Source organism: Cellulomonas sp. KRMCY2 (assembly GCF_000526515.1).
In the GTDB taxonomy this organism is placed as follows: Bacteria; Actinomycetota; Actinomycetes; order Actinomycetales; family Cellulomonadaceae; genus Actinotalea.
Genome location: NZ_JAGF01000001.1, coordinates 3,408,388 through 3,422,340 on the forward strand (window position 1 = coordinate 3,408,388; position 13,953 = coordinate 3,422,340).

The window sequence follows — 13,953 nt, forward strand, 5'->3', positions numbered from 1 at the left end:
GTCGTCCCGATCTTCGGTCGTGGCGATCCCACAGCCCCCAGACGGCCTACCGAGGCAGCGTGGGGAACCCTCGACCGTTACAATGTGTGTCTACCCCCGGACCTTCTCTCCGAGCCTGGCGCTGCCGAAAGGTTCTCTGTGTCATCCCTTGCCTCACGTCCCACCCTTCCGCGCGAGTTCGAGCACGCTGCCCTGCAGGAGCTCGTCCGCATCGGGCGCACCCACGGATCCGTCGAGAGCGACGCCGTGCGCCTCGCCTGCGAGTCCGCCGACGTCGCCCCCGGCAGGCTCCGTACCGTCCTGCGAGCCCTCGGTGAGGTGGGCGTGACTGTGAACGCACCGGTGCCCCACACCGCCGTCGCCGCAACCACGCGCCGTGCCAGCACGGCCACCGCCCGCGCGCCGCAGGCCGAGACCGCCGACGCCTCGGCCGCTGCTCCGGCCAAGCGGAGCGCTCCGAAGGCTGCTGCCGCTGCCAAGGCCGCTGCTCCCAAGGCCGCTGCCGCGAAGACCGCTCCGACGTCCGCCGCCGCCAAGCCGGCTCGCGCCGCAGCTGCCAAGAAGGCGACGGCCGCCGCGCCCGCGACGGACGACGTCGACGAGGTCGAGGACATCGAGCCCGTCGAGCCGGCCGAGGGCGAGATCGTCGTCGAGGAGATCGTCGTCGAGGACATCGTGGTGGCCGACGACGCCGAGGACACCGACGCCGAGACCGACGCCGAGAAGGCCAAGCCCGCCGCAGCCGTGGTGGAGGAGGAGACCGAGGACGCCGGTTTCACGTACTCCGACGCCGACGACGACGATGCGCCCGCGCAGCAGGTCGTCACTGCCGGCGCGACCGCCGACCCGGTCAAGGACTACCTCAAGCAGATCGGCAAGGTCGCGCTGCTGAACGCCGAGCAGGAGGTCGACCTCGCGAAGCGGATCGAGGCCGGCCTGTTCGCCGACGAGAAGCTTGCTGCCACCACCAAGATCGACCCCAAGGGGCGGCGTGAGCTGGAGTGGATCGCGGCCGACGGCCGTCGGGCGAAGAACCACCTGCTCGAGGCGAACCTGCGGCTGGTCGTCTCGCTGGCCAAGCGGTACACCGGCCGCGGGATGCTGTTCCTCGACCTGATCCAGGAGGGCAACCTCGGCCTGATCCGGGCGGTCGAGAAGTTCGACTACACCAAGGGCTACAAGTTCTCGACGTATGCGACGTGGTGGATCCGTCAGGCGATCACCCGCGCGATGGCCGACCAGGCGCGCACCATCCGGATCCCGGTGCACATGGTCGAGGTCATCAACAAGCTGGCCCGCGTCCAGCGCCAGATGCTCCAGGACCTCGGCCGTGAGCCGACCCCGGAGGAGCTGGCCAAGGAGCTGGACATGACCCCCGAGAAGGTGGTCGAGGTCCAGAAGTACGGCCGCGAGCCGATCTCGCTGCACACCCCGCTCGGCGAGGACGGCGACAGCGAGTTCGGCGACCTGATCGAGGACTCCGAGGCCGTCGTCCCCGCGGACGCCGTCAGCTTCACCCTCCTGCAGGAGCAGCTGCACCAGGTCCTCGACACGCTCTCCGAGCGTGAGGCCGGCGTGGTCTCGATGCGGTTCGGGCTGACCGACGGCCAGCCCAAGACCCTCGACGAGATCGGCAAGGTCTATGGGGTCACGCGTGAGCGGATCCGTCAGATCGAGTCCAAGACGATGTCGAAGCTGCGCCACCCGAGCCGTTCCCAGGTGCTGCGCGACTACCTGGACTGATGTTCCCGCTGCGCCAGCAAATCTTCGCGTCGGGTCGGCGGCCGGGGATGTCCCAGGGTCTCGCTCTAGCTCGTGAAGACTATGGCCGGTTCGCCTCGTGCCGGGTACAGCTAGGCGGTGTCAAGCACGACGTCCTCCGCCAAACCCGGCGCCGCCCCACTGCACCGACGTCGCTTGACAGGTCCCCGTGTCCGGCACCCGCCGCCGCGCTGTCAGGCGGGTACTGGGACTCGACATTGCTGCGGTTCAGCGGACGACGACGCCCCACCGCGCCGGTCGCGCACCTCCCTGCGGGGACGCGACACTTGCCCAAACGGGCGACGTCAGTGACGTCCGGCGGTCAGGTGTCTACCCCGGGTTGAGGAACCTCGATACTCTTCGAGCACCCCTGGCGATCAAGGGGTCGCGAGGATCACCGAAGCGGGGGCAGGACGATGACACGTGAGTATCACGGCCGTGCGCGCATGGCCGCGGCAGCTATGGCCGCGGTTGTTGTGTGTGGTGCGCTGACGGCGGCCGCAACGCCCGAGGGGCCTCAGAATGACAAGCCGGTTCTGGTGGCAGAGACCGTCAACGCGGACGGCTCGACGACGTCAAAGTACAGCGATGGCTCCTCTTTCACGTTCGAGGCACCCTCGACCGGTCCGGCCGAGATCGGCCTGAACGCGGTGACCGCGTCTTCTGTGCAGTCGCGCGACTGGACGGCCACGTACTCGGTGTCCACAACCTCTCAGTACTTCCATCACGACGGTGGCCAGATCACGTTGGCGATCGGTGCGTTCTCCGACTGTGGTGTGTCACGGACGGTGTACCTGCTGGTGGCCACCTCGTGGGGTGGCTACACCCAGACGGGCAAGAAGTCCGTCGCGTGCAGTGGCGGCACGATCACATGGGACCCTCCCGAGGGGAACAAGAAGTTCGAGATTCAGGATCCGAACACCGGCGACCAGTACTTCCCGCACGACGTCGCAGGCACCGTCTACTGGAACGACTGATCACCTTGGGGGTTGGTGCGTGCTCTGCCGCACGCACCAACCCCCGGTTCACTACGGACGCGGGCTCAGAGCTGTCCACAGCCGCTCGGACCGCCCGATGACGGCCAGCAGGCCGAACGCCACCAGGCCCCCGGCGGTGCCGACGACGGCTTGCTGCGCGAACCATGCGTCGTACGCGATGGTTGAAGCCGCCCACGTGGCGGCGCCTGCGGCCGCCAGGCGAAGCACCAACGCCACAGCGCTCACCGTGGTGGGACCTCCTCGGCGCCGCGCGAAGCTCACGACCGCGTGCGCTGCCGCGAAGCCGGCCAGTGCCATCGTGACGACCACTCCCGGGTAGGCAGTCCCCAACCCTGTGTGATGGGTCAGGACGATCGTGACAGCGACGACCAGGCACCCGTCGGCCACGGCCTCGAGGAGCTGCCAGCCGGCGGGCGGAGCGGCCGGATCCTCCTGCCCGGCCACTGTCCACCAGGCTCGCTTGCGCAGCTCATACGCCACGACGAGCCCCGCAAGGGGAACCGCCACCACGACGACGGCGACCAGCACCTTCGCTGCGGTGTAGAGGTCAGCACGCAGCGCCTGTGACACGACGACCGCCCCCCCGATGATGGCCACCCTGCTCGCGAGCCAGGCCACCACGGCCAGTAAGCGTCCGCGTGCTGAACCGGCCATGACGTGGACTCGGTCGCGGTTCTGCTGCTCTGTCACGGTCATGATTCCTCCGATCGTTGGGCCACCAGCGGCCGAAGCGCCGTTGGGTCTGGCTTGCTGCGCAGACTCTTGTGCACCGCTTGCGGTGACACCCCCAGCTGTCTGGCGATCTCGCTGAGGCTTCGTTGCGCCGCCAGCTGTCCCAAGGTGCGTCGTCGCACCTGAGCCGTGCGTTCGACAGCGGCAGAGAGAAAGGCCGCGAGCTCCGTCAGCACGACGATCAGCACATGGGGGTCATCCAGAGGCTGGGCGGTCGACGTGCCGTTGACCGGCACATGCCAGAGCCCTTCGCCGAGATCTGCCAGCACTGAGGCGACCATGTCGGGGCTCACGCCGGCCGCCTGCAGCCGTGCCGCCGCTTCATCGAGCGCGACACCTGACCGATGCGGTAGTGCCGCGGCCCAGTCGGACATCAGGTCCTGTGTCATGACTCGAGCATGGGACCATTCTCGTCGATTTCAACGGAGGGTTGATGGCGTGTCGCGAAGTTCTTCTCGCGACTGGCTTGACCGACCGATGCGTCTTGTGTGACGACGCCGCCGCCGGCGAGCGGGGTGGAGGCGACTCAGCCGGGGAGATGTTCGGGGGTGCCTGAGCCTCTGCCCGCTCGACGACCAGCCACCAGATGTCAGGGCCTGACGCAGGCGAGCACCGCAACGAGCTAGGTCACGGCGGCCAGGAGGGTGAGCCCGAGCTCGATGGCCATGCCCAGGGCGGTCGCCCCCGCCATCACGGCGGGGGCGGCGTCAGCTGTCGGTTGTACAAGGCGCTCCGGAGACAAACCGCAAAGACGCTATCGGTGCGCTCGGGGACGAAGGGCCGGACCTTCGGCCCATGGTCAGGCTCGCCGCGATGTGTGACAGGTGATACCGGGCGGTCTGCGCACGATACGGCGAGCAGCCACGTAACGGTCCGTTCACTTTTCACCCTAGACGGGTGCTGTGCCTTTCGGTGGCGAGTGTCACTCTGTCAACAGGTCGCACTTGAGAGGGGACCGTCATGGACACGGAACGCTTGACCGACTCGACCACGCACCATCGGACGGATCTGTACCGCGAGGCGACCGAGGCTGCCTCGGCGGAGTGCCGTGAGGTACACGCCGAGATCGCGTCGCTCGAAGCCAGGGCAGCCACCCTCAGGGGGCGAGAGGCAGCGCTCAACGGCCTCGTCCAGGCCATGCGGGCACTGCTCCCTGCGCCTCCCGAGAGGCTGGCTGTCTACATTCCTGTCGAGGCGATCGACCCACCCCCGTCGGAGCTCCGGCACCGACGTTGGCGACCCGAGACGGCCACGGCCTGACGCCCGTCCCGACCTGCCGGTGGCGTCCCCGCGAGGTCGACGGATGGGGCTCTACCTGCGAGGACACCCCCGTGGGGCCTACCGCGTGCACCCCCGCAGGGTCACACTGAAGACGTGATCAACCGACCGAGCGCCGTCCTGGCGACCTTGGTCGGCGTTGTGGCGATCCTCGCCGTGGCGGCCGCCGTCGTCGTGGCGAACCGGGATGCGCCGGCGCTCGATGCGGCGAGCCCCGAGGGTGTGGTCCAGACGTACCTCGAGGCCGTCCTGGCCGGGGACGACGACGAGGCGTTCGACCTCGTGTCGTCCACCGCGGGCTGCGATGCCTCGGACGTCTCGACCGCGTACCTGCCCGACACCCTCCGGGTCGTCGTCCTGGGGACCGAGGTGGACGGCGACGAGGCCGTGGTCCGGGTCGACGTCACCGAGAACCCGGGCAACGGCCTGTTCGAGGACAGCGGCTGGTCGCACGAGGAGCGGTTCTCGCTGCGGCGCACGGGCGGCGTCTGGCAGATCGAGGCGTCGCCGTGGCTGCTCTTCGGCTGCACCGGGGAGAAGTGAGATCATGATCTTGGGCATCGTCTCCGTGCTCCTGTTCACCGTCGCGCCGATCGTGCTGGTCGTCCTGCTGGTCCGGCACGCGAGCTCGCGGCAGGGCCCTCGCGCCGCGGACGGGCGCAGCGTCCGCCGCTTCTTCCAGTACCTGCTGCTCTTCGGTCTGATGGTCGTGGCCGCCGTCGGTGTCTCCGACCTCCTGGCCCGCCCGTTCGCAGAGCCGTCGATCGTCGGGGACGACGGTGCCGCGCTCGCCCGCACGCTGACCTTCACGGTCTTCGGCATCCCGATGTTCGTGGCGACGGCGGTCTGGTCGCGTCGTCGGCTGCGCGCCGACCCGGAGGAGGCACGTTCCCTCGGCTGGTCGGCCTACTCGACGGTTGCGCCGCTCACAGCGCTGGTCATCGCGATGGTGGCGCTCTACGACGTGCTCGCGGCGGCCCTGCAGGGTGAGGTGCCCGAGGCGGCGCCGGCCGTGCGCGTGGTCGTGTGGACCGCCGTCTGGCTCGCGCACTGGATCCTCGGCATCCGGCTGCTCGACGCGGCGCGCCGGCAGGGGCACCTCGTCCTCGGGTCGTTGATCGGCATCGTCACCGGGCTCGGCGGTCTCGTCTGGCTGCTCGGTGCCGCAGTCGACGCGCTCCTGGTCGACCGGTCCGAGCAGGTCCTGACCGGTGGTGGGAACGAGCTCGCGCAGGCGGGTGCGACGCTGCTAGTCGGGGCACCGGTGTGGTTCGTGTACTGGCTGCGCGGGCTCGCGCGCGCAGAGCGCACGCCGCTGTGGCTGGGGTACGTGCTCCCGCTCGGGGTCGGTGGCTCGCTGGTCATGGCTGTCGTCGGTGCAAGCCTTGCACTGCACCGGACGCTGGTGTGGTTCGTCGGCGAACCCGCGCAGCCCGACGCGGTCGAGCACTTCGACGGCACGACGACGGCCGTGGCGGCCCTGGTGGTGGGCGCGGTCAGCTGGTGGTACCACCGGCAGGTCCTGGCCGGGGTGAGCGGCGCACGCACCGAGATCACGCGGGTCTACGAGTACCTGATGGCTGGGATCGCGCTGCTCGCCGCGGCAGCGGGCGTGGCCATGGTCGTGGTGGCGGCGGTCGAGGCGGCGGTCCCGGCCGCGGCCGTCGAGATCGGCACCTCGGTCGCCAACTCGCTGCTCGCGGCCGTGACCCTGCTGCTGGTGGGCGGCCCGCTCTGGTGGCTGTTCTGGTCACGGATCGGCCGTGCCGTGCGGCAGGACCAGGTCGCCGAGCTCGCCTCGCGCACCCGGCGCACGTACCTGTTCCTGCTCTTCGGCGCCGGGGGCGTCGCCGCAGTGATCGCCGTGCTCGTCGCGGCGTTCGTCGGGATCCAGGGTGCCCTCGACGGCGGGCTCGGCGCGGAGACGGTCCGTGACATGCGGATCCCGGTCGCGATCCTGCTGACCAGCGGCGCGATCTCCGGCTACCACTGGGTCGTGTACCGCGAGGACCGTCGGCACGTCCCGGCGCCGGAGCCGCATCGTGGTCCGCGGTACGTGCTGCTGGTCGGTGCGGCGGACGGGGCCCTCGCCGACGCGGTGTCGCGGCGGACGGGTGCGCGGGTCGACCTCTGGGTGCGCGACGACGGTGGTGTCCCGCCGTGGGTCGTCGAGGACGTGCTGGCCGCGGTGGGTGGCGCCGGGTCGGAGGCCGTTGCCGTCCTGGCGGGTCCGACCGGTCTCGACACCTTCCCGATCCACCGCTGACGGCGAGCGAAGCCCGTCCTAGGTGCCGACGCCGACGAGCACGGCGACGAGCCACGTACCGGACGCGAGCAGGGCCAGCCCGAGCTCGATGACCATGCCCAGCGCGGTGGCCTTGATCGCCAGCCAGGCCGACGCACGGGCGCGCGGGACGTCACGCAACCGCAGGTACTCCATGCCGAACAGGCCGAGCGGGAAGAACACGAGCAGGCCGACCACCGGGATGACGAAGAAGCCGACGATCCCCGCGATGCCGGCCACGACGAGCGACCTGGTCGGCACGCCGGACGCCGAGACCCGCCGGCCGGTCACGACGTACGTCATGGACCATCCGGTGCCCAGCAGCAGGAGGACGACCGCCAGGATCGCCCAGGCGGCGCCGGCCTGTGCGCTGATCGCCCAGACGAGCACCGCGACGGCGATCAGGGGTGACCCCGGGACGACCGGGACGACGATGCCGACGAGTCCGATCAGGATCGCGAGGCCGACGAGGACTGTGACGAGGTCGATGGTGGTGCTCCTTCGGTGCGGAGGCTGGTCGCGGGCGGGACCGCGGTGCCGAGACTACCCACGGCGAAGGGCCCGGCACACGAGGCGCCGAGCCCTTCGAAGCGGGATGCCGGTACGGATCAGCGCGCGCTGGCGCCGTGCTCCTCCATCAGGCGGTCGGTCTCGTCCTGGACGTGGAGCGCGACGTCTGCGAAGGCCGAGGCGTGTCGCCGGGCGTGGTGCGCACAGAACAGCAGCTCGCCGCCCGGAAGCATCACGCGGACGTAGGCCTGGGCACCGCAGCGGTCGCAGCGGTCGGCTGCGGTCAGCGGGGAGGTCGTCGTCGTGGTCACCTCTCCATGAAACCACCCCTTCGCCGGATGGCGTCCATCGGATGGCCTAGGTTCGCTGACCGCGTAGTCCGGCAGGCACGGTTTGGCCCGCTCTGCACCGTGCTGCCGGGTGCTGCCGGGTGCCGCCCGGTCCGGTCCGGTGCGGCCGGGTGTCGCCCGGTGCAGCCGGGTGCGGCATGGCAGCCGGGCTCCGGGCCGGCGGCCGTCTAGGCTCGTCGTCGTGACCAGCACGCTCTCCGAGTCCAGCTACATGGCACGCCACCTCTCGGTCCTCGAGGGCCTGGAGGCGGTGCGCAAGCGCCCGGGCATGTACATCGGCACGACCGACTCGCGCGGTCTGATGCACTGCCTGTGGGAGATCATCGACAACGCGGTCGACGAGGCCCTCGGCGGCCACTGCGACCGGATCGACGTCGTGCTGCACGCCGACACGTCCGTCGAGGTGCGGGACAACGGCCGCGGCATCCCGATCGACGTCGAACCCAAGACGGGCCTGACCGGCGTCGAGGTCGTCTTCACGAAGCTGCACGCGGGTGGCAAGTTCGGTGGCGGGTCGTACGGCGCGTCGGGTGGTCTGCACGGCGTCGGGGCGAGCGTCGTCAACGCGTTGTCCTCGCGGCTGGACGCCGAGGTCGACCGGGGTGGCAAGACCTACCGGATGACCTTCCACCGTGGCGAGCCCGGCACGTTCGCCGACGGCCGCGAGCCCGGCCCGGAGGCGCCGTTCTCGCCGTTCGTCGACGCATCCGAGCTCGCCGTGGTCGGCAAGGTCGCGCGCGGGCGCACCGGGACCCGGGTGCGGTACTGGGCCGACAACCAGGTCTTCCCGAAGACCGCCATCTTCTCCTACGACGAGCTCGTCTCCCGGGTGCGGCAGACGACGTTCCTCGTCACCGGGCTGACGATCACTGTGCGCGACGAACGCAGGATGCCGGGCACGCCGGGACAGGACGGTCCGCACGAGGAGACCTTCGTCCACCACGGCGGAACCGTCGACTTCGTCGACTTCCTCGCGCCGGACGCACCGGTGACCGAGACCTGGCGCCTGACCGGCACCGGCGAGTTCACCGAGACCGTCCCCGTGCTCGACGGACGCGGGCACCTCACGTCGCAGGCGGTGACCCGCGAGTGCGAGGTCGACGTGGCGCTGCGCTGGGGCAACGGCTACGAGACCGAGGTGCGGTCCTTCGTCAACATCATCTCCACGCCCAAGGGCGGCACCCACCTCGCCGGCCTCGAGCAGGCGCTGGTCAAGACGATCCGCAAGCAGGTGGAGATCAACGCGCGACGCCTCAAGGTCTCCACCCGGGACGCCACCGAGCGGATCGAGAAGGACGACATCATGGCCGGCCTGACGGCCGTGCTCACGGTGCGCCTGGCCGAGCCGCAGTTCGAGGGGCAGACCAAGGAGGTGCTCGGCACGGGTCCGGTCCGCGCCATCGTCGCGAAGGTCGTGGAGACCGAGCTCACGGCCCTGCTCACCTCGCCCAAGCGTGACCACAAGACGCAGGCCACGCTGGTGCTCGACAAGATCGTCGCGGAGATGCGGGCGCGCCTCTCCGCGCGCAAGCAGAAGGAGATCTCCCGACGGAAGAACGCCCTGGAGACCTCGGCCCTGCCCACCAAGCTCGCCGACTGCCGCAGCGACGACGTCGAGCGCAGCGAGCTGTTCATCGTCGAGGGGGACAGCGCGCTGGGCACGGCGAAGCTGGCCCGGTCCTCGGACTTCCAGGCGCTGCTGCCGATCCGCGGCAAGATCCTCAACGTCCAGAAGGCCTCGATCTCGGACATGCTCAAGAACGCCGAGTGCGCCGCGATCATCCAGGTGATCGGTGCGGGGTCGGGGCGCAGCTTCGACCTGTCGGCAGCGCGGTACGGCAAGGTGGTCCTGATGACCGATGCCGACGTCGACGGTGCGCACATCCGGACGCTGCTGCTGACCCTCTTCTTCCGGTACATGCGCCCGCTGGTCGACCAGGGCAGGGTCTACGCGGCGGTGCCGCCGCTGCACCGGATCGAGGTCATCGGTGGTGGTGGCCGCAAGAACGAGTACGTGTACACCTACTCCGAGGCGGAGCTCGCGGCCACGCTCAAGAAGCTGGAGCGCGCCGGGCGTCGGTACAAGGACGAGATCCAACGCTACAAGGGTCTCGGCGAGATGGATGCCGACCAGCTGGCGGAGACCACGATGGACCCACGCCACCGCACGCTGCGCCGGGTCACCGCCGATCACGCGGCAGGAGCCGAGGCCGTTTTCGAGCTGCTCATGGGCTCGGAGGTGGGTCCGCGACGTGACTTCATCGTCGCCGGCGCAGCCAACCTGGACCGAGCACGCATCGATGCCTGACGTCCGGGCCGGGCGGCACGCACGCCTGCTGCGGGCCGGTGCCGAGATCCGTGCAGTCCGGCGCTCCGTGATCGCCTAGGTTGGTCCCGTGAGCACGACCGGACCGATCGCCGAGCGGGTGGACGCCCCCGCGGTCCTCGACCTGCCCCCGGCCCACCTGGAGCTGACCTGGCGGCCGCTGCAGCGCCGGGACGCGGAGACCCTGCACGCCCTCGTCGAGGTGGTCGAGGCGGCGGACGACACCCAGGAGCGGCAGTCCTTGGACGAGACGGTCGAGATGTTCGACGGTGGCTGGAAGGACCTGGAGCTCGACAGTCTCGGCGGCTTCGACGACACCGGCACGCTGCGCGCCTACGGGTTCGTCGAGGTCAAGCCCGGTGACACCAGGACCGTCCGCGCCTTCCTCACCGGTGGTGTGCACCCGCAGTGGCGCGGGCGCGGCATCGGCCGGGCGGTGGTGACCTGGATGGAGGGCCGTGGCCGGCAGAAGCTGGCGGACTCGGGCAAGGACCTTCCGGCGCGCCTCGCGACGTTCGTCGACGAGAAGGCACGGGACCACCGCAGGTTGTTCGCTGCGGCCGGGTTCAGCCCGATCCGTTGGTACACCGACATGCGCCGTGACCTCGCGGCGCCCCTGCCGTCCGCCGATCTGCCCGAGGGCATCCGGATCGTGCCGTGGAGCGAGGACCTCGACGACCAGGTGCGCCTGGCCCACAACGAGGCGTTCGCCGACCACTGGGGCTCGGAACCGCAGACCCCCGAGTCGTGGCGCCACGAGGAGGCGCACTTCGCCCCGTCGTGGAGCTTCGTCGCCCTCGACGAGACGTCCTGCACGCCACGGGTCGCCGGCTACGCGCTCTCGGGCCGCTACGAGCTCGACTGGCCGGTGCTGAGCTACACGTGCGGCTACACGAACGTCCTGGGGGTGCGCGCCGCGTGGCGCGGTGGCGGCCTGGCCACAGCCCTGCTCGCGACAGTGATGGCCGCCTACCGCGCCGACGGCATGCAGTACGCATGTCTCGGGGTGGACACCGCCAACCCGAGCGGCGCGCACGGGCTGTACGAGAAGCTCGGCTACGAGCCGACGCACGGTCAGGTCATGTACAGCGTCGAGCTCTGACCGCTGGGCTCAGCCGATCGCGACCACAGGCGCCGCGAGCGGCGTCCCGGAGGCGTCCCTGCGCGTGTCCACGGCGGGGAGCCCGACGGCCTGACCTGCCGACCCGGTGGCCCGGGCCGGGGCCGGGCCGACCCAGGCGAGGATCACCGTGTCCTCACCGCGCAGGAACCGCTGCGCCCGGACTCCTCCGGTCGCGCGTCCCTTGGCGGGGTAGGCCTCGAAGGGGGTCACCTTCGCCGAGCCGGGCTCGGTGCCCGGCAGCGCGTCGGAGGCGCCCGCGACGGTCACGACCACGGGCTCGACGCCGTCTGCGCCGTCGGCCCCGTCACCGCGTGCGACCGCGCCGAAGAAGACCGCACGCTGCCCGTCGGCGAGCTTGACGCCCGCCATGCCACCTGCCGCCCGGCCCTGCGGCCGCACCGCCGATGCGCTGAAGTGCAGCAGCTGGGCGTCGCTCGTGATGAAGACGAGCTCGTCGTCCTCCGCCACGGGGGTCGCCCCGACGACCTCGTCGCCGTCCTTGAGCGAGATGACGTCCCAGGCGGCACGGGTGGGCGCCGACTCGCCCGCCACCCGCTTGACCACGCCCGCGGCGGTGCCGAGGGCGAGCGTCGGCGCGTCGGGTGCCAGGTCCAGCAGGGCGAGGACGCGTTCTCCGCCGGCCAGCTCGAGGATCTCGCGGAGCGGCACACCACCGCTCAGCGACGGCGGACCGTCGGTCGGCGGCATCCCTGGCAGGTCGAGCACGGGCAGGCGGAGGACCCGGCCCCGTGAGGTCACGACCCCGACCTCGCCACGGGTCGACGTCGCGACGGCGGACGTCACGACGTCGTGCGACGAGCGGCGCCCGCTGCGCTGCGGGGCGTCCGCGTCGGCCGTCCTGGCCAGCAGACCGGTACCCGAGAGCAGCACCCAGCAGGGCGAGTCGACGATCTCGAGCGGCGTGGCCGCGGTGCGCGGTGGTGGTACCGCACCGACGATGCCTGTCCCGCCGGCCGACTCGAGCAGGATCGTGCGACGCGGGGTGCCGAAGGTCCGGGCGACCTCGGACATCTCCGCACTGACCACTGTGCGCAGGAGTGCCTCGTCGCCGAGGATCGCCTCGAGCTCGGTGATCCCCTCGCGCAGCTCGTCGGCTTCCTTCTCGAGCTCGATCCGGGAGAACTTCGTGAGCCGGCGCAGCCGCAGCTCCAGGATGTACTCGGACTGTGCCTGCGACAGGTCGAACACGCTCATCAGTCGGTCACGAGCGACGTCGGCGGTGTCCGACGCCCGGATGACCTGGATGACCTCGTCGATGTCGAGGATGGCGACCAGCAGCCCCTCGACCAGGTGCAGGCGTTCGCGGCGCTTGGCCAGTCGGTAGGCCGAACGGCGGCGTACGACGGTGAGCCGGTGCTCGACCCACACCTCGAGCATCTCGCGCAGGCCGAGGGTGCGCGGCTGCCCGTCGACGAGGGCGACGTTGTTGATGCCGAAGGAGTCCTCCATCGGCGTGTGGCGGTACAGCTGCTCGAGGACCGCATCGGGGTTGAAGCCGGTCTTGACCTCGATGACCAGCCGGAGGCCGTGCTGCCGGTCGGTGAGATCGGTGACCGCGGTGATGCCGGACAGCTTCTTCGCCTGCACCCCCTCCTTGATCTTCTCGATCACCTTCTCCGGGCCGACGAGGTAGGGCAGCTCGGTCACGACGATGCCCTTGCGCTTCGCGGTGACGTTCTCGACCCGGGCGGTCGCTCGCGTGCGGAACGTCCCACGGCCCGTGCGGTACGCGTCCCGCACGCCGTCCAGGCCGACGATCTTGCCGCCGGTCGGCAGGTCGGGGCCGGGCACGAACCGCATCAGGTCCTCGAGCGACGCGTGCGGGTGCGCGACGAGGTACCGGGCCGCCGCGACGACCTCCACCAGGTTGTGCGGTGCCATGTTCGTCGCCATGCCGACGGCGATCCCCGACGCTCCGTTGACCAGCAGGTTCGGGATCGCGGCCGGCAGGACCTCCGGCTGGACGAGCTTGTTGTCGTAGTTCGGCACGAAGTCCACGACGTCCTCGTCGAGCCCGGTGACCATCGCCATCGCCGGCGCCGCCAGGCGCGCCTCGGTGTACCGCGGTGCTGCCGGGCCGTCGTCGAGCGAGCCGAAGTTGCCGTGCCCGTCGACCAGCGGGAGCCGCAACGAGAACGGCTGCGCCATCCGGACGAGGGCGTCGTAGATGGCTGTGTCCCCGTGCGGGTGGAGCTTGCCCATCACCTCGCCGACGACGCGCGCCGACTTCACGTGCGCGCGGTCCGGGCGCAGGCCCATGTCCGCCATCTGGTAGAGGATCCGCCGCTGGACCGGCTTCAGGCCGTCACGGGCGTCCGGCAGCGCGCGGGCGTAGATGACCGAGTAGGCGTACTCGAGGAAGGAGCCCTCCATCTCCGCCGCGACGTCGATGTCGACGATCCTCTCCTCGACGGGACCATCGAGCGGCGCGTCGGACGGACCAGTGTGGCGGCGAGCCATCGGTTCGGGTGCTCCTCGGGTCACGGGGTCACGGGGTTGCGGACTGCCTGTCCATTGTCGCCGCTGCTCGACGCGGGCCGTCGCTGCGACGCGCCCGTCCGCCGCGGCCC

Annotated in this window: 11 protein-coding genes; 6 read left to right on the forward strand and 5 right to left on the reverse strand. The window is 70.6% G+C overall.

Annotated elements, in window-relative coordinates:
* The first annotated feature begins 138 nt into the window (after nt 1-138).
* Together K415_RS0116045 and K415_RS0116050 are read left to right on the forward strand one after the other, a co-directional pair.
* Nucleotides 139-1,743 carry an RNA polymerase sigma factor gene (locus K415_RS0116045; protein WP_024288062.1) on the forward strand — a complete coding sequence of 535 codons (1,605 nt, stop codon included), beginning with the start codon at nt 139-141 and terminating at the stop codon, nt 1,741-1,743.
* A gap of 464 nt (nt 1,744-2,207) precedes the next feature.
* The gene (locus K415_RS0116050; protein ID WP_155859500.1) at nt 2,208-2,738 is read left to right on the forward strand and encodes a hypothetical protein; all 531 of its coding nucleotides are present in this window, start codon (nt 2,208-2,210) and stop codon (nt 2,736-2,738) included.
* A 51-nt stretch (nt 2,739-2,789) separates the two neighbouring features.
* Here the strand turns inward: K415_RS0116050 and K415_RS0116055 are convergent, their stop codons facing one another.
* Together K415_RS0116055 and K415_RS0116060 are read right to left on the reverse strand one after the other, a co-directional pair.
* The gene (locus tag K415_RS0116055; protein WP_024288064.1) at nt 2,790-3,455 is read right to left on the reverse strand and encodes a hypothetical protein; all 666 of its coding nucleotides are present in this window, start codon (nt 3,453-3,455) and stop codon (nt 2,790-2,792) included.
* Entirely contained in the window at nt 3,452-3,880 is a 429-nt protein-coding gene (locus tag K415_RS0116060) for a hypothetical protein (protein ID WP_024288065.1), read from the reverse strand. The genes K415_RS0116055 and K415_RS0116060 overlap by 4 nt, the downstream gene beginning before the upstream one ends.
* A 985-nt stretch (nt 3,881-4,865) precedes the next feature.
* Between K415_RS0116060 and K415_RS0116075 the strand changes: the two genes are divergently transcribed.
* Together K415_RS0116075 and K415_RS0116080 are read left to right on the forward strand one after the other, a co-directional pair.
* Entirely contained in the window at nt 4,866-5,312 is a 447-nt protein-coding gene (locus tag K415_RS0116075; protein WP_024288067.1) for a hypothetical protein, read from the forward strand.
* Nucleotides 5,313-5,316: 4 nt separating this feature from the next.
* Nucleotides 5,317-7,035 carry a DUF5671 domain-containing protein gene (locus K415_RS0116080; protein ID WP_024288068.1) on the forward strand — a complete coding sequence of 573 codons (1,719 nt, stop codon included), beginning with the start codon at nt 5,317-5,319 and terminating at the stop codon, nt 7,033-7,035.
* Nucleotides 7,036-7,053: 18 nt separating this feature from the next.
* Here K415_RS0116080 and K415_RS0116085 read toward each other — a convergent pair whose 3' ends face one another.
* Nucleotides 7,054-7,542, reverse strand: coding sequence for a DUF456 domain-containing protein (locus K415_RS0116085; RefSeq protein WP_029663947.1), 489 nt, complete (start codon nt 7,540-7,542; stop codon nt 7,054-7,056).
* 119 nt (nt 7,543-7,661) lie between these two features.
* Nucleotides 7,662-7,874, reverse strand: a complete 213-nt coding sequence (locus tag K415_RS0116090) for a hypothetical protein (RefSeq protein WP_024288070.1) — start codon at nt 7,872-7,874, stop codon at nt 7,662-7,664.
* A gap of 220 nt (nt 7,875-8,094) precedes the next feature.
* Between K415_RS0116090 and K415_RS0116095 the strand changes: the two genes are divergently transcribed.
* Both K415_RS0116095 and K415_RS0116105 read left to right on the forward strand, forming a co-directional pair.
* Nucleotides 8,095-10,221 carry a type IIA DNA topoisomerase subunit B gene (locus K415_RS0116095; protein ID WP_024288071.1) on the forward strand — a complete coding sequence of 709 codons (2,127 nt, stop codon included), beginning with the start codon at nt 8,095-8,097 and terminating at the stop codon, nt 10,219-10,221.
* Between the two features lie 88 nt (nt 10,222-10,309).
* Nucleotides 10,310-11,341 carry a GNAT family N-acetyltransferase gene (locus K415_RS0116105; protein WP_024288072.1) on the forward strand — a complete coding sequence of 344 codons (1,032 nt, stop codon included), beginning with the start codon at nt 10,310-10,312 and terminating at the stop codon, nt 11,339-11,341.
* 9 nt (nt 11,342-11,350) lie between these two features.
* Here the strand turns inward: K415_RS0116105 and K415_RS0116110 are convergent, their stop codons facing one another.
* Complete coding sequence (locus K415_RS0116110) at nt 11,351-13,843, reverse strand: DNA topoisomerase (ATP-hydrolyzing) subunit A (RefSeq protein ID WP_024288073.1); 2,493 nt, start codon at nt 13,841-13,843, stop codon at nt 11,351-11,353.
* Between the last annotated feature and the right edge of the window lie 110 nt (nt 13,844-13,953).

What these genes read in the sequence shown, in the direction of transcription:
- K415_RS0116050 (WP_155859500.1), top strand. Translation starts at nt 2,208, where the DNA reads ATGGCCGCGGCAGCTATGGCCGCGGTTGTTGTGTGTGGTGCGCTGACG.
- K415_RS0116055 (WP_024288064.1), bottom strand. Translation starts at nt 3,455, where the DNA reads ATGACCGTGACAGAGCAGCAGAACCGCGACCGAGTCCACGTCATGGCC.
- K415_RS0116110 (WP_024288073.1), bottom strand. Translation starts at nt 13,843, where the DNA reads ATGGCTCGCCGCCACACTGGTCCGTCCGACGCGCCGCTCGATGGTCCC.
- K415_RS0116080 (WP_024288068.1), top strand. Translation starts at nt 5,317, where the DNA reads ATGATCTTGGGCATCGTCTCCGTGCTCCTGTTCACCGTCGCGCCGATC.
- K415_RS0116060 (WP_024288065.1), bottom strand. Translation starts at nt 3,880, where the DNA reads ATGACACAGGACCTGATGTCCGACTGGGCCGCGGCACTACCGCATCGG.